25 protein-coding genes and 1 tRNA gene are annotated in these 25,688 nt (G+C 44.7%); 1 reads left to right on the forward strand and 25 read right to left on the reverse strand.

Annotated elements, in window-relative coordinates; translation table 11 throughout:
- Positions 1-4: 4 nt before the first annotated feature.
- From FD973_RS06035 to rpsO, 19 genes are all read right to left on the reverse strand, one after another.
- Positions 5-1,471, reverse strand: a complete 1,467-nt coding sequence (locus FD973_RS06035) for an NADH-quinone oxidoreductase subunit M (protein WP_215322439.1) — start codon at positions 1,469-1,471, stop codon at positions 5-7.
- A gap of 24 nt (positions 1,472-1,495) precedes the next feature.
- Positions 1,496-3,553 (reverse strand): NADH-quinone oxidoreductase subunit L, encoded by a 2,058-nt coding sequence (gene nuoL / locus FD973_RS06040; protein WP_215322440.1) that lies wholly within the window; start codon positions 3,551-3,553, stop codon positions 1,496-1,498.
- A gap of 2 nt (positions 3,554-3,555) precedes the next feature.
- Positions 3,556-3,864 carry an NADH-quinone oxidoreductase subunit NuoK gene (gene nuoK / locus FD973_RS06045; protein ID WP_215322441.1) on the reverse strand — a complete coding sequence of 103 codons (309 nt, stop codon included), beginning with the start codon at positions 3,862-3,864 and terminating at the stop codon, positions 3,556-3,558.
- Positions 3,861-4,508 carry an NADH-quinone oxidoreductase subunit J gene (locus FD973_RS06050; RefSeq protein WP_215322442.1) on the reverse strand — a complete coding sequence of 216 codons (648 nt, stop codon included), beginning with the start codon at positions 4,506-4,508 and terminating at the stop codon, positions 3,861-3,863. Before FD973_RS06050 ends, nuoK begins: the two co-directional genes overlap by 4 nt.
- 20 nt (positions 4,509-4,528) lie before the next feature.
- Complete coding sequence (nuoI, locus tag FD973_RS06055; RefSeq protein ID WP_215322443.1) at positions 4,529-5,020, reverse strand: NADH-quinone oxidoreductase subunit NuoI; 492 nt, start codon at positions 5,018-5,020, stop codon at positions 4,529-4,531.
- A gap of 11 nt (positions 5,021-5,031) precedes the next feature.
- Complete coding sequence (nuoH, locus tag FD973_RS06060) at positions 5,032-6,105, reverse strand: NADH-quinone oxidoreductase subunit NuoH (RefSeq protein WP_215322444.1); 1,074 nt, start codon at positions 6,103-6,105, stop codon at positions 5,032-5,034.
- A gap of 8 nt (positions 6,106-6,113) precedes the next feature.
- Positions 6,114-8,429, reverse strand: a complete 2,316-nt coding sequence (gene nuoG / locus FD973_RS06065; protein WP_215322445.1) for an NADH-quinone oxidoreductase subunit NuoG — start codon at positions 8,427-8,429, stop codon at positions 6,114-6,116.
- 32 nt (positions 8,430-8,461) lie between these two features.
- Entirely contained in the window at positions 8,462-9,760 is a 1,299-nt protein-coding gene (gene nuoF, locus FD973_RS06070; protein ID WP_215322446.1) for an NADH-quinone oxidoreductase subunit NuoF, read from the reverse strand.
- The gene (gene nuoE / locus FD973_RS06075; protein WP_215322447.1) at positions 9,757-10,263 is read right to left on the reverse strand and encodes an NADH-quinone oxidoreductase subunit NuoE; all 507 of its coding nucleotides are present in this window, start codon (positions 10,261-10,263) and stop codon (positions 9,757-9,759) included. The genes nuoF and nuoE overlap by 4 nt, the downstream gene beginning before the upstream one ends.
- 23 nt (positions 10,264-10,286) lie before the next feature.
- The gene (locus FD973_RS06080) at positions 10,287-11,540 is read right to left on the reverse strand and encodes an NADH-quinone oxidoreductase subunit D (RefSeq protein ID WP_215322448.1); all 1,254 of its coding nucleotides are present in this window, start codon (positions 11,538-11,540) and stop codon (positions 10,287-10,289) included.
- A gap of 3 nt (positions 11,541-11,543) precedes the next feature.
- Complete coding sequence (locus FD973_RS06085; RefSeq protein WP_215322449.1) at positions 11,544-12,143, reverse strand: NADH-quinone oxidoreductase subunit C; 600 nt, start codon at positions 12,141-12,143, stop codon at positions 11,544-11,546.
- Between the two features lie 3 nt (positions 12,144-12,146).
- The gene (locus tag FD973_RS06090) at positions 12,147-12,629 is read right to left on the reverse strand and encodes an NADH-quinone oxidoreductase subunit B family protein (RefSeq protein ID WP_011902891.1); all 483 of its coding nucleotides are present in this window, start codon (positions 12,627-12,629) and stop codon (positions 12,147-12,149) included.
- A 5-nt stretch (positions 12,630-12,634) separates the two neighbouring features.
- On the reverse strand, positions 12,635-12,994 hold the full coding sequence (locus FD973_RS06095; protein WP_012357790.1) for an NADH-quinone oxidoreductase subunit A: 360 nt from the start codon (positions 12,992-12,994) through the stop codon (positions 12,635-12,637).
- A 108-nt stretch (positions 12,995-13,102) separates the two neighbouring features.
- Positions 13,103-13,187 (reverse strand) — tRNA-Leu (locus FD973_RS06100).
- 86 nt (positions 13,188-13,273) lie between these two features.
- A complete protein-coding gene (secG, locus tag FD973_RS06105; protein ID WP_215322450.1) occupies positions 13,274-13,618 on the reverse strand; it encodes a preprotein translocase subunit SecG in 345 nt (114 codons plus the stop codon).
- A gap of 22 nt (positions 13,619-13,640) precedes the next feature.
- On the reverse strand, positions 13,641-14,399 hold the full coding sequence (gene tpiA, locus FD973_RS06110) for a triose-phosphate isomerase (RefSeq protein ID WP_215322451.1): 759 nt from the start codon (positions 14,397-14,399) through the stop codon (positions 13,641-13,643).
- 18 nt (positions 14,400-14,417) lie between these two features.
- Positions 14,418-15,416 (reverse strand): NAD(P)H-quinone oxidoreductase, encoded by a 999-nt coding sequence (locus FD973_RS06115; RefSeq protein ID WP_215322452.1) that lies wholly within the window; start codon positions 15,414-15,416, stop codon positions 14,418-14,420.
- 24 nt (positions 15,417-15,440) lie between these two features.
- A complete protein-coding gene (gene pnp / locus FD973_RS06120; protein ID WP_215322453.1) occupies positions 15,441-17,597 on the reverse strand; it encodes a polyribonucleotide nucleotidyltransferase in 2,157 nt (718 codons plus the stop codon).
- 268 nt (positions 17,598-17,865) lie between these two features.
- A complete protein-coding gene (gene rpsO, locus FD973_RS06125; protein WP_068323724.1) occupies positions 17,866-18,135 on the reverse strand; it encodes a 30S ribosomal protein S15 in 270 nt (89 codons plus the stop codon).
- Positions 18,136-18,350: 215 nt separating this feature from the next.
- Here rpsO and FD973_RS06130 point away from each other — a divergent pair, with 215 nt between their 5' ends.
- Complete coding sequence (locus tag FD973_RS06130; protein WP_215322454.1) at positions 18,351-18,947, forward strand: YSC84-related protein; 597 nt, start codon at positions 18,351-18,353, stop codon at positions 18,945-18,947.
- Positions 18,948-18,971: 24 nt separating this feature from the next.
- On the opposite strand, the gene FD973_RS06135 is transcribed toward FD973_RS06130, so the two are convergent.
- The 6 genes from FD973_RS06135 to FD973_RS06160 form a co-directional block, all read right to left on the reverse strand.
- The gene (locus tag FD973_RS06135) at positions 18,972-20,519 is read right to left on the reverse strand and encodes a 2-isopropylmalate synthase (protein ID WP_215322455.1); all 1,548 of its coding nucleotides are present in this window, start codon (positions 20,517-20,519) and stop codon (positions 18,972-18,974) included.
- 226 nt (positions 20,520-20,745) lie between these two features.
- Positions 20,746-21,609, reverse strand: a complete 864-nt coding sequence (gene pssA / locus FD973_RS06140; protein WP_215322456.1) for a CDP-diacylglycerol--serine O-phosphatidyltransferase — start codon at positions 21,607-21,609, stop codon at positions 20,746-20,748.
- Between the two features lie 28 nt (positions 21,610-21,637).
- Positions 21,638-22,285, reverse strand: coding sequence for a phosphatidylserine decarboxylase (locus FD973_RS06145; protein ID WP_215322457.1), 648 nt, complete (start codon positions 22,283-22,285; stop codon positions 21,638-21,640).
- Between the two features lie 42 nt (positions 22,286-22,327).
- Positions 22,328-23,344 carry a ketol-acid reductoisomerase gene (ilvC, locus tag FD973_RS06150; RefSeq protein WP_215322458.1) on the reverse strand — a complete coding sequence of 339 codons (1,017 nt, stop codon included), beginning with the start codon at positions 23,342-23,344 and terminating at the stop codon, positions 22,328-22,330.
- 53 nt (positions 23,345-23,397) lie between these two features.
- A complete protein-coding gene (gene ilvN, locus FD973_RS06155; protein WP_215322459.1) occupies positions 23,398-23,889 on the reverse strand; it encodes an acetolactate synthase small subunit in 492 nt (163 codons plus the stop codon).
- Entirely contained in the window at positions 23,889-25,676 is a 1,788-nt protein-coding gene (locus FD973_RS06160) for an acetolactate synthase 3 catalytic subunit (protein WP_215322460.1), read from the reverse strand. The genes ilvN and FD973_RS06160 overlap by 1 nt, the downstream gene beginning before the upstream one ends.
- Between the last annotated feature and the right edge of the window lie 12 nt (positions 25,677-25,688).

Below are 25,688 nucleotides of genomic sequence, written 5' to 3' on the forward strand. Positions count from 1 at the left end.
TTACTCAGAGTTTGCTAACAGCAACATGCTGTAGTAGGTTAATCACAGCTGGATGAATGATGTCAGTGAACGGCTTTGGATAAACGCCCATGCCAATCACACAGATACTTAACACCACCATCATGAAATATTCACGTCCGTTGAGATCTTTTAGCTCCTCAACGTGTGCATTGTTGACTGCACCAAAAAATACTCGCTTTACCATCCATAAGGAATATGCCGCACCCAAGATTAGAGCAGTCGCGGCTAGGATGCCAATAACAAAGTCATAATCTACCGCCGCCAAAATCACCATAAACTCACCAACGAATCCTGATGTAGCAGGTAATCCACAGTTAGCCATTGCCATCAAGACTGCAAAGGCAGTAAACGCAGGCATACGATGCACTACACCACCGTAATCTGCGATTTGACGGGTATGCATACGGTCATAAAGCACCCCAATAGAGAGGAACATCGCGCCAGCAACAAAGCCATGCGAGATCATCTGCACAATGCCGCCTTCAATACCTAATGGACTAAAGAGGAAGAAGCCTAGAGTCACAAAACCCATGTGAGCCACAGATGAATAGGCGACCAGTTTTTTCATGTCCTTCTGGACCAAAGCAACAGCCCCGACATAAATCACTGCAACCAATGAGAGGAAGATAACAAATGGGCCTAAATATTGACTTGCATCAGGCGCAATTGGGAGCGAGAAACGCAAGAAACCATAAGCGCCTAGCTTCAACATAATGGCAGCCAACACCACAGAACCACCCGTTGGCGCTTCAACGTGAACATCTGGCAACCAAGTATGCAAAGGCCACATTGGCACTTTGACCGCAAATGCCATAAAGAATGCTGCAAACAATAAAATTTGTTCAACGATATCTAAGCGCGCATTTTGCCAGGCCAAGATATCAAAGGTATTAGTAACGTTGTATAGATACAGCATGGCTACCAAAGTTAACAAGGAGCCAAGCAAGGTATACAAGAAGAACTTGAATGCCGCATAAATTCGGTTGTGACCACCCCATACACCAATAATGATGTACATCGGAATAAGCGTTGCTTCGAAGAAAACGTAAAACAACAAAGCATCCAGAGCACTAAATACACCAATCATTAATCCAGAAAGGATCATGAATGAGGCCATGTATTGAGAGACTTTGGTATCAATCACTTCCCATGCAGCAATCACCACAATAATATTGATAAATGCCGTCAGTACGATGAACCATACAGAGATGCCATCAATCCCCAAATAATAGTTAATGTCATAACGCGGAATCCAGCTTAGTTTTTCTACAAATTGCATGCCTGGATTGGCAATATCAAATTGCAGAACCAAAGGTAGAGTGGCAATGAAGCCGAGGACAGCACCAAAAAGGGCTAACCAGCGAACTCCAGCAGTTGGCTTTTCAGACCCATAAAACAAAATGATGAGTCCAAAGACAATTGGGATCCAGATGGCGTAAGAAAGAATCATAGTGGCTACTTAAGTTACAAAGGCCTAACGAACAAAAGGCAGGTAAGCGTACAAAACCCAAGCTAATAACACCGCTAAGCCCGCAATCATTGCGAAGGCGTAGTGATACAGATAACCGGATTGCAAATGACGAATTACTCCGGCAAAGCGTCCAACTGTATAAGCGCTGCCGTTAACAAAGAAGCCATCGATAACCTTTTGGTCACCGCGATGCCATAAGATGCTGCCAATCCAGATAAGTCCTTTTGCAAAGACTGCTTGATTGATTTCATCGAGGTAGTATTTATTATCAAAGAGCTTTTTAATAGGAGCAAAGGTCTGCGCAACTTTTTCTGGCAACTTGGGTGCCCATAGATAACCGATCGCTGCAGTAAGTACCCCAAGGACCACTAAAAGCAATACAGGTGATGTGAATGCATGTATTGCCATGGCAACTGGTCCGTGGAACTCTTCAGCCAATTCCTTCATTACTGGATGACGCGCTAAATCAATAAATATTGAGTCGCCAAAGTAGGTGCCAAATAATAGCGGAGTGATTGTATAGAAGCCAATAATTACCGATGGAATCGCCAAGAGGATTAGTGGCAATGTCACCACCAAAGGAGACTCATGTGGCTTCTCACCGGGAGCTAATCCATGGTGCGCATGATCATCGCCCTGCTCGGCATGCTCGTGATGATCATGAGCATGTGCGTCAGCATGACCCCAGCGTGCTTTACCGTGGAATACATAGAAATACAAACGGAATGAATATAAGGCTGTCACAAATACGCTGGCCATTACAGCAAAGTAGGCAAAGCCAGAACCTGGAATATGACTAGCAGCAACCGCTTCAATAATGGAATCTTTTGAATAGAAACCAGAGAAGAACGGTGTTCCAATCAGCGCCAAGTTACCAAGCAACATCATTAAGCATGTAATTGGCATATATTTCCATAAGCCACCCATCTTGCGCATGTCCTGCTCATGATGCATCCCGAGGATGACGCTACCAGCAGCGAGGAACAACAAAGCTTTAAAGAATGCATGGGTCATTAGATGGAAGATCGCTACTGGGTATGCGGACACACCCAAAGCAACTGTCATATAACCAAGCTGGGATAAGGTGGAATAGGCAACAACGCGCTTGATATCGTTTTGCACAATACCAAGAAAGCCCATGAAAAGCGCTGTAATAGAACCAATGACCAAAATAAAGCTTAATGCAGTATCGGAAAGCTCAAACAGTGGTGACATGCGGGTCACCATGAAGATGCCAGCGGTAACCATCGTTGCCGCATGGATCAACGCAGAAATTGGCGTAGGTCCTTCCATGGAATCTGGCAACCATACATGCAATGGGAACTGAGCAGACTTACCCATGGCGCCAATAAATAGGCAAATGCAGGCAACAGTCATCAAATTCCAGTTTGTACCTGGAAGCATTTGAGCCGCTAAGGCAGAATTCTGAGAAAAAATGACGTCATATTGCATTGAGCCTGTACTAGCCAGCAAAATGCCGATACCAAGAATGAAGCCAAAGTCGCCAACACGATTGACCAAGAAAGCCTTCATATTTGCGAATACTGCAGATTGACGCTCAAAGTAAAAACCAATCAATAGGTATGAAACCACACCCACTGCTTCCCAACCAAAGAAGAGTTGCAACAAATTATTGCTCATGACCAACATCAGCATGGCAAAGGTAAACAAGGAAATATAGGAGAAGAAGCGGTTGTAACCTTCTTCACCTTGCATATAGCCGATTGTATAAATATGCACCATCAGCGACACAAAAGTCACTACGCACATCATCGTTGCCGTGAGTGGATCAATCAAGAAGCCAATATCTAAATTAAGCTCGCCTAACTGCATCCAACGATAAACGGTTCCGTTGAAATAGAAGCCATCCATGACCTGAGCCAATACATTGCATGACAACACAAATGCAATGGTTACACCCAATATGGTGACAAACTGACTTGCGCCATGACCAATACGATTTCCACCCAATTTGGTGCCAAAGAAACCAGCAATGATGGAGCCAACGAGTGGCGCCAAAGGTATTGCGCAGAGAACAGGAATGTTTAATGTCAATTGCATGACTAGCCCTTTAGGTGGTCAAGGTCTTCGGAATTAATGGTGTCTACCTTACGGAAGAGAACAACCAAAATTGCCAAACCAATGGCCGCTTCTGCGGCCGCCACAGTCAAAATAAAGAATACAAATACCTGACCCGCCATATCTCCCAAGTAGTGTGAGAAGGCTACAAAGTTCATGTTTACCGCAAGCAGCATTAATTCAATCGCCATCAGCAATACGATGACATTCTTACGATTTAGGAAAATGCCAACCACGCTGGTAGCAAACAAAATTGCTCCAAGCACTAAGTAATGAGCAAGAGTGATATTCATTTCTTTTCTCCCCTTGCATCTTGTTTTGCCGCCATATCTGCATCCATCTTCACAACACGCATACGATCTGAGGCAAGTACGTTAACCTGCTCGTGAATATTTTGTGATTTAGAGTCTTTACGATTACGTAATGTCAACGCAACTGCGGCAATGATGGCTACCAAGAGAATCACACCAGCAACTTCAAATGCGTAAACATAATCTACAAATATCAACATACCCAAAGCTTGAGTATTGTTTGCCATCATCTCTTCTGGCATAGGCTGCACAGGTGCATTTGTACCAATAAAGCTACGAATAATGACAATTGATAACTCTAGAACGACTACCGCACCCATCAAAAAGGCAACAGGCAGATACTTTTTAAAATCGCGACGTAAATGCTCTAAATCCAGATCTAGCATCATCACCACGAAAAGGAACAAGACCATCACCGCGCCAACATAAACCAGAATTAAAGCCAAGCTTAAGAATTCGGCCTTAAGTAACATCCAAAGTCCGGACGCACAGAAGAAAGACAACACCAAAAATAGTGCGGCATGAACGGGATTGCGAGCTGTAATCACACGCAATGCAGAAATGACAAGCAAGCCTGCAAAACCGTAAAAGAAGACGGCGAATAATGTAGATGGATCGAATGTCATATTAGTTAAGCTCGATTCGATTAACGGTAAGGTGCATCGATTGCACGACTAGCGGCAATATCTTTTTCATACTTATCACCAACAGCTAAAAGCATTTCCTTGGTGAAATACAAATCTCCACGCTTGTCGCCAAAGTATTCAAAAATATTGGTTTCAACAATGGCATCTACTGGACATGCTTCTTCGCAAAATCCACAGAAAATACACTTAGTTAAATCAATGTCGTAGCGGGTTGTGCGGCGAGTGCCATCATCACGCTCGGCAGTCTCAATGGTGATTGCATAAGCTGGGCACACTGCTTCACATAGCTTGCAACCAATGCAACGCTCTTCACCGCTTTCATAGCGACGTAATGCATGCAGACCGCGGAAACGATTCGACAATGGTGTCTTTTCGTCAGGGTATTGAACTGTGATTTTTGGTTTAAAGAGATAACGGCCGGTAATAGACATACCAGTTAGGATGTCTTTCAACATCAAGCTATCGAGGAATTGGGAAATTTTCTTAAACATGATTGATCAACTTATTTCCAAATATTCCATGGGGATACTACCCATGCGCCGATAACAACCACCCAGAACACCGAGATGGGAATAAAAATTTTCCAGCCTAGACGCATGATTTGGTCATAGCGATAACGCGGCAATGTTGCACGCAACCAAATTACACAAGATAGCAAGAAGAAAGTTTTACCAAATAGCCAGAAGAAACCTGGAATATCGCGCAAGATTGGCAAATCAACAATTGGCAGCCATCCGCCCAAGAACATAATTGAAGCTACTGCTGCGATCAAAATCATATTGGCATATTCAGCCAAGAAGAACATCGCGAATGACATACCTGAATACTCAACCATATGCCCCGCAACAATCTCAGACTCTCCTTCTACCACGTCAAATGGATGGCGATTGGTTTCAGCTACACCAGAAATGAAGTAGATCAAGAACATTGGCAACAATGGCAACCAATTCCAAGAAAGGAAATTTAAGCCCATGCTAGCAAAATAGCCCTGCTCTTGAGAGGCAACGATCGAGCTCAGATTCAAAGAACCAGAAGTCAGCAAAACAGTCACCAACGCAAAGCCCATGGCGATTTCATAAGAAATCATTTGAGCTGATGCGCGCATTGCGCCCAAGAACGGATATTTAGAGTTAGATGACCAACCAGCCAAAATCACACCGTATACACCAATCGATGAAATCGCCATGATGTAAAGAAGACCGGCATTGACGTCAGCAAGCACCATCTTTGCTTGAAAAGGAATAACAGCCCATGCTGCAAATGCAGGCATGATGACCATAATTGGCGCAATAAAGTAAAGCACCTTGCTTGCTTGCGCTGGAGAAATAATCTCCTTCATTAAGAGCTTTAAGGCGTCAGCTATAGGCTGCAGCAAACCAAGAGGGCCTACCCGATTTGGTCCAAGACGGATATGCATCCAGCCAATCAGCTTTCTTTCCCAAAGGGTTAAATAGGCTACGCAACCAAACATTGGCAATACGATAATTACTATGCGTACCAATGCCCAAACCAATGGCCACAAGGAGCCAAAAATGGCTTCGCCTTGAGTAGTAATGAGGTTCAAGAAATTATCCATCTCTTACCTTAAGCCTTGCTAACAGTTACTGGACCAAACATGGATCCTAATTTCGCACTAGCCATAGTGCCAGCAGAAATTCTGACGGCGCCTGGCGCTAAGTTCACTTCTAATGTTGCTGGCATTTCTACGGATTGAGATCCTTGAGTAACACGCACAGAATCACCCTCGCTTAAGCCCAACTCAGTAAACGTTTTTTGACTCAAGCCAACTTGATTGCCACGTTTTGCATCACGTGTAAGCTGAAGCGCCGAAGAACGACGAACAATCTGATCGCCAGCATAGATATTGACATCGGCCAAACGCTCGAGACCATCAAAGGGAGCCAAATTACCATTGGAGATGGTTGCGCTTGAAGCCTTGTTGTCTAAACGAGTGCAATAACCTTCATCCAAGGCCTCGTCCAATACTTCTTCAGGCATATTAAATAAGAAACCATCTATTCCTAAAAGACCGCCGAGTACGCGCAACACTTTCCATCCAGGGCGCGAATCTCCAAGAGGCTTAACTGCTGGTTGGACAGTTTGAACTCTACCCTCCAAGTTCACAAATGTTGATACTGTTTCTGTGAAAGGTGTGATTGGCAAAATAACATCTGCTACTTCCAATATGTCCGCAGACTTATAGGCGCTTAATGCAATAACAGTATTGGCATTAGCCAAGGCTGCCCTTGCTTGTTGTGGATTAGGTAAGTCAGAATCCGGCTCAATGTTCATCAAGATAACTGCGCGACGATCACCAGAGAGCACTGAATCAACACCAACACCGTTCGCTTTAACCAAAGAGGCGCCTACCGCATTACCACCAACGGGCAAAAAGCCTAAAGTAGCACCAGTTTGCTCCGCAATAAATTGAGCCATGATGTGCAAATCAGACGCATGATGATGTGCAATTGCAGCGGATCCAAGTAAAACAGCTGTAGTCTCACCAGAAAGCAAGCTATCTGCAATTTGTTGTGCTGCGGAAGTTACTGGTAAGTTAAAAGTTCCAACTGGAGCATTAACTGATTTTGCTTTGGCAATAGCAATCGCAACTTCACTTAATGCATTAAGCCATGCACTTGGTGCAGCAGAAATGCCCTTGCTAGGAATTAACCAATCGTCACCACCTGCATCAATTCGTAATACCTGCAAGCCACGTTTGCTAGCTGTACGGACACGAGCTGCTAAAACTGGCTGATCTTTACGCAAGAAGCTACCAATAAATAAAACACGATCTAACTCGCCTACTCTAGCAATTGGCATACCCAACCATGGAGCGCTAGCAGCAGCATTTACATCAGTTTGGCGCAAGCGAGTTTCTACTTGCTTGGAACCCAAACCGCGAATCATCTTTTGTAAGAGGTGCAATTCTTCTATGCTAGAAATTGGATGCGCTAGAGCGCCAATAGATTCTGATCCACTTTCTTGTGAAATTGTTTTTAATGAGTGAGCAACATAATCTAGTGCAGACTGCCAGTCAGTTTCCAACCATTGGCCGCCTTGCTTCACCATTGGTGTAGTTACGCGATCAGTACTATTTAAACCTTCATAGGAAAAGCGATCGCGATCACTAATCCAGCATTCGTTAATAGCTTCATTTTCAAGAGCAACCACGCGCATGACTTTGTTGGATTTAGTCTGAACGGTGGTATTTGAACCCAAACTATCATGTGGACTTACGGAACGCTTGCGACCCAATTCCCATGTTCGCGCTGCGTAGCGGAAAGGCTTGCTGGTCAATGCGCCAACTGGGCACAAGTCAATCATATTTCCAGATAACTCTGAATCTACAGTTTGACCAACAAAGGTAGTGATCTCTGAGTGCTCGCCACGATTGATCATGCCCAATTCCATGACACCAGCAACTTCTTGACCAAAACGGACGCAACGTGTGCAATGAATGCATCGCGTCATCTCCTGCATAGAGATCAACGGACCTACATTCTTATGAAATACAACACGTTTCTCTTCGTCGTAGCGTGAATTCGACTTACCGTAACCAACTGCTAAGTCTTGTAATTGGCACTCACCACCTTGATCGCAGATTGGGCAATCCAATGGATGGTTAATTAAGAGAAACTCCATTACGGAACGTTGCGCTTCTACTGCTTTAGCAGAATGTGTAAACACTTTCATGCCTTGAGTAACTGGTGTAGCGCAAGCAGGCAAAGGCTTTGGAGCCTTTTCAACCTCTACCAGACACATCCGGCAGTTGGCAGCGATAGATAGTTTCTTGTGATAGCAGAAGTGAGGAACATAGGTGCCGAGCTTATTCGCGGCATGCATCACCATCGAACCTTGCGGAACCTCTACTGCCTTACCATCTAATTCGATTTCTACCATGCTCACTTTTAGATATCCCGTGCTCTAAATCTTTATAAAGGTTTTGCAGAATCTAAGCAGCGCTTATGTTCTACGTGATACGCAAATTCATCCATGTAATGCTTCAACATACCGCGTACTGGCATTGCTGCTGCATCACCTAAGGCGCAAATCGTACGACCTTGAATATTGGCGGCTACATCATTTAGCAAATCCAAATCCTCCGGACGCCCTTCTCCATGCTCAATACGATGAACGATGCGCCACAACCAACCAGTACCTTCACGACATGGAGTGCATTGTCCGCATGACTCTTCGTGATAGAAGTAAGACAAACGCTCTAGCGCACGAACCATGCAGCGAGTTTCATTCATCACGATCACCGCGCCTGAGCCCAACATCGAGCCAGCTTTGGCGATGCTGTCGTAATCCATCGTAAGTTCCATCATTTGCGCACCAGGCACAACAGGGGAAGAAGATCCGCCTGGAATAACTGCTTTCAAGGCCTTGCCATCGCGCATACCGCCAGCAAGCTTTAGTAACTCAGCAAATGGGGTACCTAATGGAATCTCATAATTTCCTGGGTGAACTACGTCACCAGAAATGGAGAAAATCTTTGTACCGCCGTTATTAGGCTTACCAAGCTCTAAATAAGCCTGACCGCCAATAGCCAAAATAAATGGGACGGCTGCAAATGTTTCAGTGTTATTAATTGTTGTTGGCTTGCCATACAAACCAAAACTTGCAGGGAATGGAGGTTTAAAGCGAGGTTGACCCTTCTTTCCTTCTAAGGACTCAAGCAACGCAGTTTCTTCACCGCAAATATATGCACCCCAACCTGGAGCAGCATGCAACTGAAATGAGAAATCACTTCCCAAAATCTTGTCGCCCAAATAGCCAGCTGCGCGAGCTTCTTCTAAAGCTTCTTCAAAGCGTGAATACACTTCCCAGATTTCGCCATGAATATAGTTATATCCAGCGGAAATTCCCATGGTGTATGCACCAATGATCATCCCCTCAATTAGGGCATGTGGGTTGTAACGCATGATGTCGCGGTCTTTAAACGTACCTGGTTCACCTTCGTCACTATTACAAACTAAATATTTTTGCCCAGGGAATTGGCGTGGCATAAAACTCCACTTCAATCCTGTTGGGAAGCCCGCTCCACCACGACCGCGTAATGAGGATGCCTTTAATTCGGCAATAATGGAATCTGGTGCAACCTTATCGTTAATTAAGCGACGTAATTGCTGATAGCCACCACGGCTTTCATAATCTTTTAAACGCCAGTTTTCGCCATTTAACCCAGCAAGGATTAAAGGCTTGATGTGGCGATCGTGCAAGCTGGTCATGCTGCCTTCCCTTCTGCACGGAGTTCACTTAATAAAGCATCAATCTTTTCTTTACTCATAAAGCTACACATGCGTTTGTCATTCACAAGCATCACCGGTGAATCACCGCATGCCCCCATGCACTCGCCCTCTTTCAAAGTAAAAGTTCCGCATGGAGTAGTTTCGTTGTAGCCAATACCCAAAGTTTCTTTGAGGTAAGTTGCCGCTGTTTCACCATGGGTTAATTGGCATGGCAAATTAGTACAAATGACTAGCTTGTATTTACCAATCGGCTTGGTGTTGTACATGTTGTAGAAAGTTGCCACTTCTTCAACAGCGATGTTTGGCATTTCTAAAATCTGTGCAACTGTTTCAATCACTTCTGGTGATACCCAACCCACTTCGGTTTGGGCAGCAATCAAACATGCCATTACTGCTGATTGTTTTTGCTCTGGCGGGTACTTAGCGATATTTCTATGAATATCGGCTAATGTCTTATCGGATAGTTGAAGAGTTGTAGTCATTAAATAATCCTTGGCACGCTCAATTAGCGGTCAATCTCCCCGAACACAATATCTTGGGTACCGATAATGGTTACCGCATCGGCCAACATATGACCACGTGACATCTCATCCATGGCTGATAAATGCACAAATCCAGGCGCACGAATCTTCATGCGATAAGGCTTGTTAGCGCCATCAGAAATCAAGTAAATACCAAACTCACCTTTTGGATGCTCAACAGCAGAGTAAGCCTCACCATCAGGAACATGAATACCTTCGGTAAAGAGTTTGAAATGGTGAATTAATTCTTCCATATTAGTTTTCATATCCACGCGTTTTGGTGGAGAAACTTTATGGTTATCACTCATCACAGGACCAGGGTTAGCCTTCAACCATGCCACGCACTGTTTGATGATTCTATTGGATTGACGCATCTCTTCCATGCGGACTAAATAGCGATCATAAGAGTCACCATTCACGCCAACTGGAATATCAAATTCTAGGCGGTCATAAACTTCGTATGGCTGCTTCTTACGCAAATCCCACTCGATACCAGAGCCACGCAACATTGGTCCGGTAAAGCCAAGTTGCAATGCGCGCTCAGGTGAGACGATACCGATATTGACTAAGCGTTGTTTCCAGATGCGGTTATCTGTCAACAGATTGCAATATTCATCTACATTTGCATCAAAGCCATTAGTAAATTGTTCAATGAAATCTAACAAAGTACCGCTTCGGTTTTCATTTAAGCGTTTTACTGCGGATGCGCTACGAATCTTTGACTTATCGTATTGAGCCATTTGATTCGGCAAGTCACGATAAACACCACCTGGACGATAGTATGCAGCATGCATACGTGCACCAGACACCGCCTCATACATATCAAAGATATCTTCACGATCGCGGAAGGCGTACAAGAAGACCGCCATCGCACCCACGTCCAAGCCATGACAACCAATCCATAGCAAATGATTAAGCAAACGAGTTAGCTCGTCATACATTACACGTATGTATTGAGCGCGTAATGGCACATCTACTTGTAATAACTTTTCAATTGCCAAAACATACGCATGTTCGTTCGACATCATTGACACGTAATCCAAACGATCCATATAGGGAACGTTTTGAATCCAAGTACGTGTTTCAGCTAATTTTTCAGTCGCACGATGCAATAAACCAATGTGCGGATCAGCACGTTGAATCACTTCACCATCAAGTTCAAGCACTAAACGAAGTACGCCGTGTGCAGCAGGATGCTGAGGACCAAAATTGAGGGTGTAGTTCTTAATTTGTGCCATAGCTTAAACCGGTCCTCCATACTGCTCTTCACGAACAATGCGTGGAGTAATTTCTCGAGCCTCAATCGTGACTGGCTGGTAAACAACACGCTTCAACTCAGGGTCATAGCGCATCTCAACATTACCGCTAATCGGAAAATCTTTTCTAAATGGATGACCGATAAATCCATAGTCGGTCAAGATACGACGAAGATCATCATGACCTTCAAACAAGATGCCATACAAGTCAAATGCTTCCCGCTCAAACCAATTAGCACAATTCCATACTGGAGTGACTGAGGCAACCAAGGGATAGCTATCGTCGGGCGCAAATACACGCACACGCAAGCGCCAGTTGTGCTTTAAAGAAAGCAAATGGCTGACAACACCAAAGCGCTGTCCACCCCAAGATCCTTCACGGTAATCTTGATAGTCAACACCGCATAGATCAATCAATTGCTCAAAGGTAAGCGAAGGATCATCACGCAAAAGCATGGCAGACTCAAAATAGGTATCTGCATTCACAACCACAGTGACTTCGCCTAGCGCAACCTCAATCGATTGCGCGCGCTTACCTAAAACTTTTTCTAAATTAGCGGCCAACTGTATTAAGCGATCTGACATAACTTAAGCCTTCCTCGCAATAGTGCTAGTGCGGGCGATCTTAGATTGCAATTGAATAATTCCATAGATCAATGCTTCTGCGGTTGGAGGACAGCCAGGAACGTAAATATCCACTGGCACAATGCGGTCACAGCCACGTACTACTGAATAAGAGTTATGGTAATAACCGCCACCATTTGCACAAGAACCCATAGAGATAACCCAGCGTGGTTCAGGCATTTGGTCATAAACCTTACGTAAAGCAGGAGCCATTTTGTTGCATAGAGTACCGGCAACAATCATTAAATCGGATTGACGTGGGGATGGACGGAACACAACACCAAACCGGTCTAAGTCATAACGGGAAGCCCCAGCATGCATCATCTCTACCGCACAACAGGCTAGACCAAAAGTCATAGGCCATAAAGAACCATTACGTGTCCAGTTGATTAACTGGTCAGCAGTGGTGGTAACAAATCCTTCTTTGAGAACGCCTTCTAATGCCATATCTTTCACTCCCAGTCGAGAGCGCCCTTTTTCCAGATATATACAAATCCCACAATGAATTCCAACAAGAAAATCACCATAGAGGCGTAGCCAAGCCATCCAATATCACGTAGCGCAACACCCCATGGGAATAGGAATGCAGTTTCTAAGTCAAACAGGATGAAGAGAATGGCAATTAAGTAGTAACGCACGTCAAACTTCATACGCGCATCTTCGAAAGCTTCAAAACCGCACTCATAAGGAGAAAGTTTTTCAGCGTCAGGCTTCGAAGGAGCCAAAATTTTTCCGAGGAACATGGGGACTAAACCCACCCCAATACCTACGAGGATGAAAAGCAGAACAGGAAAGTAATTAGCGAGATTCAAAATAGCCCTGATTCGTTTATCTGGTAATTCCTAAAAGCAGCAAATTATTAATTATTCCACTACATACAGTATTGATTTAGAGCAAAAACCCTTAGCAATACTAATTTTTGGTGCCGACGGCGAGACTCGAACTCGCACAGCCTAAGCCACTACCCCCTCAAGATAGCGTGTCTACCAATTTCACCACGTCGGCATCTTGCAAAACTCATCAATTCTACTGCATTGCACAAGCGCACTACCCCAAAATCTGGGCTAGCAAATCTGTAAAAACCTACTTTTTTACTTAGGAACTGCTGGTTTAGTCGGGTCTTGTGCTGGCGCTACAGGCGCAGCAGGAGCCACAACAGGAGCAACCGTTCCAGAAAGAACACCAGGACTAACTTCTTTCTTATTTCCAACCCAAGTAATCCCAAGAGTGCTAATAAAGAAAACGGCAGCAAAAATAGCGGTTGTATGAGAGAGGAAATTAGCAGAACCGCTAGCACCAAAGAGACTACCAGAGGCTCCAGAACCGAAAGCAGCACCCATATCAGCGCCTTTACCTTGCTGCAATAACACCAAAAGAATCACAGCCAAGGCTGAAATTACCTGCAACACGATCAATAAAGTCTTAAACCATTCCACAGCTTCTCTCCAAATAAAAAATCTATGCCTTGCAAATAGCTAAAAAGTCTTGAGGATTCAGTGAAGCACCCCCAACCAATCCGCCGTCAATATCAGGCATAGCAAATAATTCAACGGCATTGTCAGGTTTGACGCTGCCGCCATACAAAATTCCCACATGAGAGGCAACATCCTCATCAAATTCAGCCAATTGCAGGCGAATAGCGCGATGCATATCTTGTGCCACTTGAGCGCTTGCAACCTTGCCAGTACCAATTGCCCATACTGGCTCATAGGCAATCAAACAGTCGGCAAGGCGATCCTGTAGCACGCTCACTTGCTTAGCAATCTGAGCACAAACAATTTCTTCCGCTCTGCCAGAGTTTCTTTCGTCAGCGGTTTCGCCAACGCAAATTACAGGCGTCATGCCGTTATCCAATACCTGTAGCGCTTTGGCGGCAACCGCTTCATCAACTTCTTGATGCATTTGACGACGCTCAGAATGCCCAACAATGACGTAAGTACACCCCACTTCTTTCAACATTGAAGCAGCAACTTCACCGGTGTAAGCGCCAGAGCTATGAGCAGATGCATCTTGCGCCCCTAGGCTTAAAAACGCCAAAGAATGCTCCGAAATCAAATGCGCGCATTGTTGCAAATAAGGAAACGGTGGACATACCGCGTATTTACGCCCCGAAGGCATTCCACTCTCCATGCCACGCGCAACAGACTTAATCCAGTCTTGATTACTTGCAAGACTGCCATTCATTTTCCAGTTGCCGATAACGATGAGTGGTCGCATAAGGGAGTTATGAAACTTCTATACAGTTAAAACAATTTTGCCCACATGCTCAGATGACTCCATTAACGCATGAGCATCTGCCGCCTGATCTAGCGTATATGTTTTATAGATTACTGGCTTGAGTTTGCCTGCATTAAGCAAAGGCCAAACATTATCAAAGAGCTGCTTGGTAATTTGCTTCTTAAAAGAGACTGGTCGTGGGCGAAGCGTTGAACCAGTAATAGTTAAACGACGACGCAAAATCTGATTTGTGCTTACCTCAGCCTTAGAGCCACCTTGGATAGCAATGATCACAATACGACCATCATCAGCCAGGCAATCAATTTCCTTTTGGACATAAGCGCCAGTGACCATATCCAGCACGACATTTACGCCTTTGCCGTCAGTGACCTTCTTAATTTCTTCAACAAAATCTTGTGTCTTGTAATTGATTGCAAGATCAGCGCCTAATGCAACGCAAGCGGCACACTTTTCATCAGTACCAGCAGTCACAAAAACTTTATGACCCAAGGCCTTAGCAATCAAAATTGCAGTAACACCAATTCCGCTAGAGCCGCCTTGTACCAACAAAGATTCACCTGCAGCCAATTCACCGCGCATGAAGACATTGCTCCATACGGTGTAGAAAGTCTCTGGTAATGCAGCCGCTTCTTGGTCGCTAAAACCTTTTGGATATGGCAAGCACTGAGCTATCGGCGCAGTACACAATTCTGCGTAACCACCACCTTGAACTAATGCGCATACTTTATCGCCAAGCTTCAAGCCAAAAAGATTATCTGCGGAAGCCAAATCACCACCAACAATTTCACCAGCTACTTCGAGGCCAGGAATATCTGATGCGCCCGCTGGAACTGGATAGTGGCCTTTACGTTGTAAAACATCCGGCCTATTAATTCCGGCAGCCAAAACCTTAATCAAAATCTCGCCAGATCCTACAGCAGGAGCTGCTGGATCAGGACGAGTGGTTGGCACCAGCATTTCTGGGGTGCCAAATTCTTTGATTTCAATTACGCGCATATCAATTCCCGCCAGTCAATTTGCTTAAGCTGACTCGCCAGAGGCTGGAGCAGCTTCAGCAACTCCCGCCAAAGGAGCAATAGTGCCTCCTTCATCAGCCATTGCTGCTTTGAGTGATAAACGCAAACGACCACGTTCATCAGCAGCTAATAACTTCACGCGAACCACTTGACCCTCTGCTAAATAATCTTTGACTTCTTTTACGCGCTCGTTAGAAATTTCAGATATGTGCAAGAGACCGTCTTTACCAGGCAGAATATTTACCAATGCTCCGAACTCGAGCAACTTAACAACTGGACCTTCATAGATCTTGCCCACTTCCGCTTCAGCAGTAATGCCTTCAATACGAGCTTTAGCTTCTGCCATACCTTCAGCAGATGTAGATGCAATTGTTACCGTACCGTCATCTTTGATGTCGATGCTGCAACCAGTTTCCTTAGTCAACGCTTGAATTGTCGCGCCACCCTTACCAATCACTTCGCGAATCTTGTCCGGATGAATCTTGAATGAAACCATGCGTGGAGCATGAGCTGACAATTCAGTGCGAACTGAACCCATCGCCTCTTGCATTTTGCTCAAAATGTGCAAACGACCTTCTTTAGCTTGTGCCAAGGCAACTTGCATAATTTCTTTAGTAATACCTTGAACTTTGATATCCATCTGGAGCGCAGTAATACCATTAGCAGTACCCGCAACTTTAAAGTCCATATCGCCCAAGTGATCCTCATCACCCAAGATATCAGTCAACACAGCAAAACGATTGCCATCAAGAATCAAGCCCATCGCTACGCCAGCAACGTGTGCCTTAACTGGAACACCAGCATCCATCATTGCCAAGCAGCCGCCGCAAACAGAAGCCATTGAAGATGAACCATTTGATTCAGTAATTTCAGAAACAACGCGGATGCTGTATGCAAAATCTTCTGGGCTAGGCAATACTGGAATCAATGCACGCTTAGCTAAACGACCATGACCAATTTCACGACGCTTTGGGCTACCTACACGACCAGTTTCACCAGTAGCAAATGGAGGCATGTTGTAGTGGAACATGAAACGATCGCGGTATTCACCTTCGAGCGCATCAATAATTTGCTCGTCACGGGCAGTACCTAAAGTCGCAACTACTAGAGCTTGTGTTTCACCACGAGTAAATAAGGCTGAACCATGCGTACGTGGCAATACGCCATTACGAATTTCGATTGGGCGGACAGTACGTGTGTCACGACCGTCGATGCGTGGCTCACCATTCAAAATCTGGCTACGCACAATCTTCGCCTCGATTTCAAACAAGATATTGCCGACTGCAACATCGTCCACTTCACCTTCTTCGGCCAATTTCGCCAATACTTCTTTAGTGATTGCCTTAAGTTTGTCAGAGCGCGCACCCTTTTGACGAATTTGATATGCCTCACGCAATGGGCCTTCAGCCAATGCGCTCACTTTAGCAATCAACGGCTCATCTTTAGGGGCTGCTTGCCAATCCCACTCTGGCTTACCTGCTTCGCGAACTAAGTCATTAATCGCATTGATAGCAGTTTGCATTTGCTCGTGGCCATATACAACCGCACCCAACATTACCTCTTCAGAAAGTTGGTTTGCTTCAGATTCCACCATCAATACGGCTGCTTGAGTTCCAGCCACAATTAAATCAAGCTCGCTAGTTGCTTGTTCCGAACGAGTTGGATTCAATAAATATTGACCGTTAGCATAACCAACGCGTGCAGCGCCCACTGGACCACTAAATGGAATGCCTGAGACAGCCAAAGCAGCAGACGCAGCAATCAATGCTGGGATATCTGAAGGAACATCCGGATTGATAGACAGCACATGTACAACAACCTGAACTTCGTTATAGAAGCCTTCTGGGAATAATGGGCGAATAGGACGGTCAATCAAGCGGGAGATTAAAGTCTCACCTTCTGATGGACGACCTTCACGACGGAAGAAACCACCAGGAATCTTGCCTGCTGCGTATGTCTTCTCTAAATAATCAACAGTTAATGGGAAAAAGTCTTGGCCTGGCTTTGCAGATTTAGACGCAACCACAGTGCCCATTACAACGGTGTCATCTACGTTAACAATTACAGCACCGCCTGCTTGGCGAGCGATCTCGCCTGTTTCCATGGTTACTTGATGGTTGCCCCATTGAAAACTTTTTACTGCCTTTTTAAACATAGTCATTCTGATCTTCTCCAAATTGTTCACACAAAGCTCACATGAGCATTGCGCTTGTCGTGGGATAAAACAGTGTCACGACAACACTGGAGCGATTTAGGATCACAAGGGATGCCATTCCAGGGAGACTCTGAAGTAAATTTCAGAAACTCATTGGAATGACACAATCCCCTACACAAATGATCTTGAAGCGCCCAAAAAACATGCCATCTGCTTAAGACTGAATCCGTTAAGAAACAACCCTAAGATAGATGGCATTGCATACCGATAAGAATTACTTACGGAGACCTAATTTCTCGATCAATGCGCGATAGCGGTCCAAATCTTTGCCTTTGAGGTAATCCAAAAGACGGCGGCGACGTGAAACCATCTTCAACAAGCCACGACGGCTGTGATGATCTTTAGCGTTAGCCTTGAAATGGGGGGTTAATTCATTGATACGTGCTGTGAGCAAAGAAACCTGAACTTCAGGGCTGCCCGTATCGTTTGCGCTGCGCGCGTTTTCTTTGACGATTTCCGCCGTTTTAATATCAGCAACTGCCATTTTTAATACTCCTAACTTGCGAACACCTGAGCTTTCACCCAATTTGTGTCGTGCGATTAACAAAAAAACAAAAAAGCTTTAAAAATCAAAGCCCCCGCATTGTAGCAGAGCCTGTAGGAATGCAGGGAAGATTCAGCATTGCTCGGCTATCCTGTATTATTCAAAAAGCACCAAATAACTGAAATATTTCCTTTAAAAACAATTATTTAGAAAAAATGACCCATTTTTATCGCTGCATCGCCGTCTTATTTGCCCTTGGCTCATGCCTGTTGCAACCAGCTCATGCTCAGTTTGACTCCCTTTTTGGGGGAAATAAAAGTGTGGCTGATCAACGTCAGGAAATCTTAAATAAGAATGAGTTAATTCTGATGCAACTTTACCAAGCGCAACCTAAAGCAAAAGAACTCATTGAGAAATCCGTAGGGTATGCAACCTTTAGCAACTTTGGCATGAAAATTTTGATTGCTGGGGGCGGTACTGGAAGTGGTGTAGTAATTGATAAAGCCAATAAGAAACCCATTTTTATGAATATGGCTGAAGTTCAAGCTGGACTTGGATTGGGCATCAAATCCTTTCAAAATATCTTCATCTTTGAAACCACAGCAGCCATGAACGACTTTATTAATTCAGGCTGGACTTTTGGTGGCCAGGTAACCGCAGCTGCAAAATATGAAAAAGATGGTGGCGCATATCAGGACGCTACAGTAGTAGCGCCAGGGGTGCTGATGTATCAACTCACCGACTCAGGCCTTGCCGCTGAAATCACCGGCAAAGGCACTAAGTACTACAAAAACACTGATTTAAATAAATAAAGTCTTCAGCCAAGACTCCCAGAATTAGGGAGTCATCTGAGCATTCAGCTTGACCTGACTAGGGTCATGCAATTTGTTTAATGCTGACAAATATGCCTTTGCAGATGCGGCAATAATGTCAGGATCGGTACCCACTCCATTCACAATTCGACCGCCTTTTGCCAAACGCACAGTGACCTCACCTTGAGATTGGGTGCCCGAGGTAATCGCATTGACGGAGTACAACAACTGCTCTGCCCCACTCTTCGCGATTTCTTCTATGGCATTCAAGCTTGCATCAACCGGACCATTGCCCTCAGCCTCTGAGCTAATCTCTTTATCACCCATTCGGAAAGTAATGCGGGATTTCGGGCGCTCTCCGGTTTCTGAATGTTGGCTTAATGAGATAAATTTATAGTGCTCACCATCCTCAGCAGCAGCAGAATCAGACATGATGGCAATAATATCTTCATCGAAAATCTCTGCTTTTTGATCAGCTAAAGCTTTAAAGCGCGCGAATGCTTCATTTAAATCAGCTTCCGCCTCTACGGTAATGCCCAATTCTTGCAAGCGCTGCTTGAAAGCATTGCGACCAGATAATTTACCCAATACGATTTTGTTTGCGGACCAACCAACATCTTCAGCTCGCATGATTTCGTAGGTGTCACGATTTTTTAAGATGCCATCCTGATGAATGCCTGATGTGTGCGCAAATGCATTAGCACCAACTACTGCCTTATTGGGTTGCACCACAAAACCTGTAATTTGCGATACCAATTTCGATGCTGGAACAATTTGGGTAGCATCAATACCGCACACCATATCAAAATAATCCTTGCGGGTACGCAAAGACATCACAATTTCTTCTAATGCAGTATTTCCTGCACGCTCACCCAAGCCATTGATCGTGCATTCAATTTGACGAGCACCACCAATTTTTACCCCCGCCAAAGAATTTGCAACTGCCATGCCGAGGTCATTGTGACAATGAACGGACCAAATAGCCTTGTCTGAATTAGGAACTCTGGTACGCAAAGTTTTAATGAACTCGCCATACAACTCTGGAGTCGCATAACCAACGGTGTCTGGAATATTAATAGTGGAGGCGCCTTCATTAATAACTGCTTCAACAACCCTGCACAAGAAATCCATTTCTGAGCGATAACCATCTTCCGCAGAAAACTCAATATCAGACGCTAAGTTGCGCGCAAAACGAATGGAACGTTTAGCCTGCTCCAATACTTCTTCAGGAGACATACGCAATTTCACTGCCATATGCAAAGGGCTCGTTGCCAAAAAAGCATGAATACGTTTTGCATTAGCTGCTTGCAATGCATCGGCAGCACGCGTGATGTCTTTATCATTTGCTCGAGCTAATGAGCAAACCGTTGAATCTTTAACGGCTGCAGCAACCGCTGAAATCGCCTGAAAATCTCCTTCAGAGCTAGCAGCAAAACCAGCCTCGATAACATCCACTTTGAGACGCTCCAGTTGACGAGCAATACGAACTTTTTCGTCCTTTGTCATCGATGCGCCAGGCGATTGTTCGCCATCACGTAAGGTGGTATCAAAAATGATTACTTTGTCACTCATTGCTACTCTCCGGTTTTAAATACTGCTGAACTTATATCTACAAAAATCTTATAAAACAAAAACCCCAGCTTAAAAGCTGGGGCTGGTATATGGTGGCTAATGAATTTTTATCTCATTAACTCAGGCCTTACCCGCCCCAAGCTTTAGGCTTAGTGCTAGCAGAAGAAGGCTAGTTAAAGAGACAAAATTGATCGACATGGATTAAATATACCCCAAAAATGGCAGATTAGCTAAATCGTTTGCCATTAAATTTTTCCCAAGCCCAAATTACGTAGCCGGAAATTGAATACACCACAAATACGCCGAATAGAGTTAAAGGCGGGTTCGAGGAGATCAAAACAAAAGTAAGGATCATCAAAACCATCACCCCAAATGGCACTCGATAACGCACATCCAAGGCTTTGCCACTATAAAAACGGGCATTAGACACCATTGTTAGGCCTGCATAAACCGCAATAAAAAAGGTGATCCAAGGAATAGCGGTATCACGAACAGGCAACTTATTGTCGTCTGCTAGCCATATAAAACCAGCCATTAAGGCTCCGGCAGCTGGACTAGGCAGACCCTGAAAAAACTTCTTATCAACTACGCCTGTGTTGACATTAAAACGCGCCAAACGAAGTGCAGCTCCAGCACAGTAGGTAAATGCAGCTAACCAACCCCACTTACCTAAATCTTTTAAGGCCCACTCGTAGGCTACAAGTGCAGGCGCAACTCCAAATGAGACCATGTCCGCTAGCGAATCATACTGCTCTCCAAATGCGCTCTGAGTGTTGGTCATACGCGCTACACGACCATCCATGCCATCGAGCACCATAGAAGCAAATATCGCAATAGCAGCCACTTCAAACTGATGGTTCATGGCATTCACAATCGCGTAGAAGCCACAAAACAATGCTGCAGTAGTAAATGCATTAGGCAGCAGATAGATGCCCTTGCTGCGTAAGCGAGGCTTTTGCGGATGCAACTCCTCTACTTCATAATCAACTCCATCACCCAGTTCTTCGACCCACTGAGCATCAGTTGTAGGCTTACGAATTTGCGCAAGTCGACTGCGATCAATGCGCCCACGACGACGAAATGTAGTCAAAGATTATTCCAATGAAAAATTGTTTGAATCAATCTAAACCTGGCAAACGTGCCAAGGCAGTATTTGTTGCAAATACTTTATCACCAACGCTCACCAAAGGCTCAGCAGTTAGTGGTAAATAAACATCGACTCTCGACCCAAAACGAATAAAGCCATATCTTTCGCCTGCCTTGAGGCGATCACCCACATGGATATAACAAAGGATACGACGCGCAATCAGGCCTGCAACTTGAACTAGGGTAACAAGTTGTCCATTAGCATCAATAACCACAGCATTACGCTCATTTTCTGTAGATGCCTTATCCAAATCTGCATTTACAAATTTACCAGGGAAGTACTGAATTTCCTTAACCAAGCCATTCACAGCACTACGGTTGGAATGAACATTAAATACGTTCATGAACACGCTAATTTTAAGTGCCTCACGACCCGCATATGGGTCGTTTGCTACCTCTACCACCACAATTCGACCATCGGCAGGAGATAAAACTAGATCGCGACCTAAAGCGGGAATACGCTGCGGGTCACGGAAAAACTGCATAACAAAAATAAAGACAATCCAAAGGGGCCAAGACCATGCAATGCCACCTAAATAGTGAACAAGCAGAGTCACCACCCCCACCAAAGCTAAATATGGCCAACCTTCTTTCGCAATAATGGGGTGTGGATACATCATCTTTGTTCTGAGCCTTTTATTGAACTTCTATGAAATTGATGCTTAGTTCTTAGTTTGATCAACTAATTTGTTCTTAGCAATCCAAGGCATCATGGCGCGCAACTTAGCACCAACTACTTCGATGTCATGTTCTGCATTCAAACGACGACGTGAGATCAATGTTGGAGCGCCTGCCTTGTTTTCAAGGATGAAGCTCTTTGCATACTCACCAGTCTGAATATCTTTCAAGCACTGACGCATTGCATTCTTGGTATCTTCTGTAACAACACGTGGGCCTGTTACATACTCACCATACTCAGCATTATTAGAGATTGAGTAGTTCATGTTTGCGATACCACCTTCATAGATCAAGTCAACAATCAACTTGAGCTCATGCAAGCACTCAAAATAAGCCATCTCAGGGGCATAACCAGCTTCAACCAAAGTCTCAAAACCAGCCTTAATTAATTCAACTGCGCCGCCACAAAGAACAGCCTGCTCACCGAATAAGTCAGTTTCTGTTTCTTCACGGAAGTTGGTTTCGATAATTCCGGCACGACCGCCACCATTTGCTGTTGCGTACGACAAAGCAACATCGCGCGCTGAACCAGATTTATCTTGGTAAACAGCGATCAAATGAGGAACACCGCCACCTTGAGCGTAAGTACCGCGTACTGTATGGCCAGGCGCCTTTGGAGCGATCATGATCACATCTAAGTCAGCGCGTGGTTGAACTTGACCATAGTGAACGTTAAAGCCGTGAGCAAATGCTAAAGCTGCACCCTGTTTGATATTGCCATGCACTTCTTTGTTGTAAACATCAGCGATTTGTTCATCAGGCAACAACATCATCACTACGTCGGCATCTTTAACAGCCTCGCCAACTTCTTTAACTGTCAAACCAGCATTTGCCGCTTTGTTCCAGGAAGCGCCGTCTTTACGCAAACCAACAGTAACGTTTACGCCAGAGTCTTTGAGATTCAATGCGTGTGCGTGACCTTGTGAACCATAACCAATAATGGTGACTTTCTTGCCCTTAATGAGGGACAAATCAGCGTCTTTATCGTAAAAAACTTTCATGCTCTTTCCTTGTATTGAAAATGTAAGTAATGCAGTAATTTGTTAAAAAAATATTAAACCTTGAGAATGCGTTCGCCCCGACCAATTCCAGAGCCACCCGAGCGGACGGTTTCTAAAATCGATGCACGATCAATCGATTCAATAAAGGCATCCAACTTGGCACCATCACCTGTTAACTCAATGGTGTAACTCTTATCAGTCACGTCGATAATGCGACCGCGAAAGATATCAGTTGTGCGCTTAAGCTCTTCACGCTCCTTGCCTACAGCACGAACCTTAATCATCATCAATTCACGTTCAATGTGAGGGCCTTCGCTCAAATCAAAGACCTTTACAACTTCAACCAAGCGGTTCAAGTGTTTTGTGATTTGCTCAATAACATCATCAGAACCAAAAGTGACGATTGTCATACGAGACAAGGAAGGATCTTCAGTAGGAGCAACGCTAAGGGTATCGATGTTGTAACCACGAGCTGAGAAAAGCCCAACAACACGAGACAATGCACCCGGCTCGTTCTCAATCAGTACAGAAATAATATGACGCATTAAAGATCCTCGCTACCCAAAAGCATTTCAGTAATACCCTTACCCGCTTGAACCATAGGCCAAACGTTTTCTTCTGGGTCGGTTTGGAAATCCATAAAGACTGTGCGATCTTTTAAGCGAATAGCTTCTTTAAGAGCGCCCTCAACATCGGATTTCTTTTCAATGCGCATACCAACATGGCCATAAGCTTCTGCCAACTTTACGAAGTCAGGCAAAGAATCCATATATGAGCTGGAATAGCGTTTGTTGTAGGTAAGTTCTTGCCATTGACGAACCATTCCCAAGTAACGATTATTCAATGACACAATCTTCACTGGGGTGTCGTACTGTTTGCAAGTAGAAAGCTCTTGAATGCACATCTGAATAGAGCCTTCACCTGTAATAGTGAAAACATCCTGCTCAGGAAATGCTTTCTTAATGCCCATGGCATACGGTAAACCTACACCCATTGTGCCAAGACCACCAGAGTTAATCCAACGACGTGGCTTATCAAACTTGTAGAACTGGGCGGCCCACATTTGATGCTGACCAACGTCAGAACAAATGAAAGCATCACCACCAGTTAGCTCCCACAGTTTTTGGACAACATATTGTGGCTTCACAATTTGTGAAGCTTCGTCATATTTCAAGCAATCTTTTTTGCGCCACTCGTTAATCTGATCCCACCATGCGGCAACTTTGTCACCATTCTTGCGTGGACCAGCCGCCTTGAGTTGAGCAGTCATCTCAACCAAAACTTCTTTAAGATTACCAACGATAGGAACATCCACTTTTACACGTTTAGAAATCACGGAAGGATCAATATCAATATGAATGATCTTGCGTGGGTGACTAGCAAAGTGAGATGTATTACCAATTACTCGGTCATCGAAACGTGCGCCAATAGCAATCAACACATCACTGTGTTGCATTGCCATATTGGCCTCATAAGTTCCGTGCATGCCAAGCATGCCTACAAACTGTGGACTTGTTCCTGGAAAACCACCCAAACCCATTAAGGTGTTTGTAACTGGGTAGCCAAGCAAGTCAGCAAACTCTTTTAATTCAGGAGCTGCATCAGCCAGAATAACGCCACCTCCTGTATAGATGTAGGGACGCTCTGCCTCTTGCAGCAAAGCAACTGCCTTACGAATCTGACCGCTATGCCCCTTTAATACAGGGTTGTATGAACGCATCTCCAGGCTCTCTGGATATACAAAAGGCCCTTTAGCTGCTGAAACGTCCTTCGGAATATCAATCAACACAGGTCCAGGACGACCAGTCTGAGCAATATGAAAAGCCTTTTTCAATACCAAAGGAAGATCTTTAACATCCTTCACGAGAAAGTTATGCTTTACAACTGGACGGGTAATGCCAACTGTGTCAGCCTCTTGGAATGCGTCCTCACCAATTGCGTGTGTAGGCACATTTCCACTGATGATGACCATTGGAATGGAATCGGTGTAGGCGGTAGCAATACCTGTAACGGCATTCGTTACGCCCGGGCCAGATGTCACTAACGCAACACCAACCTTTCCGGTTGCGCGCGCATAGCCATCAGCCGCGTGAACTGCTGCTTGTTCGTGACGAACCAAGATGTGCTCAAACTTGTCTTGCTTAAAAATTTCGTCATAGATAAAGAGGACAGATCCGCCTGGGTAACCCCAAACATATTCAACACCCTCTTTGTGCAAAGCATGCACGAGCATTTCTGCGCCAATCATTTCTGGGGGCGCAATTTCATTATTTGTATTTGCTGAGTCTTTAGTAGCTTTGGAAGCTAAAAATTCGGCGCTGCTTGTATTCATTTTCTTTCGTCC

Source organism: Polynucleobacter sp. MWH-Braz-FAM2G (assembly GCF_018687635.1).
Classification (GTDB): Bacteria; Pseudomonadota; Gammaproteobacteria; order Burkholderiales; family Burkholderiaceae; genus Polynucleobacter.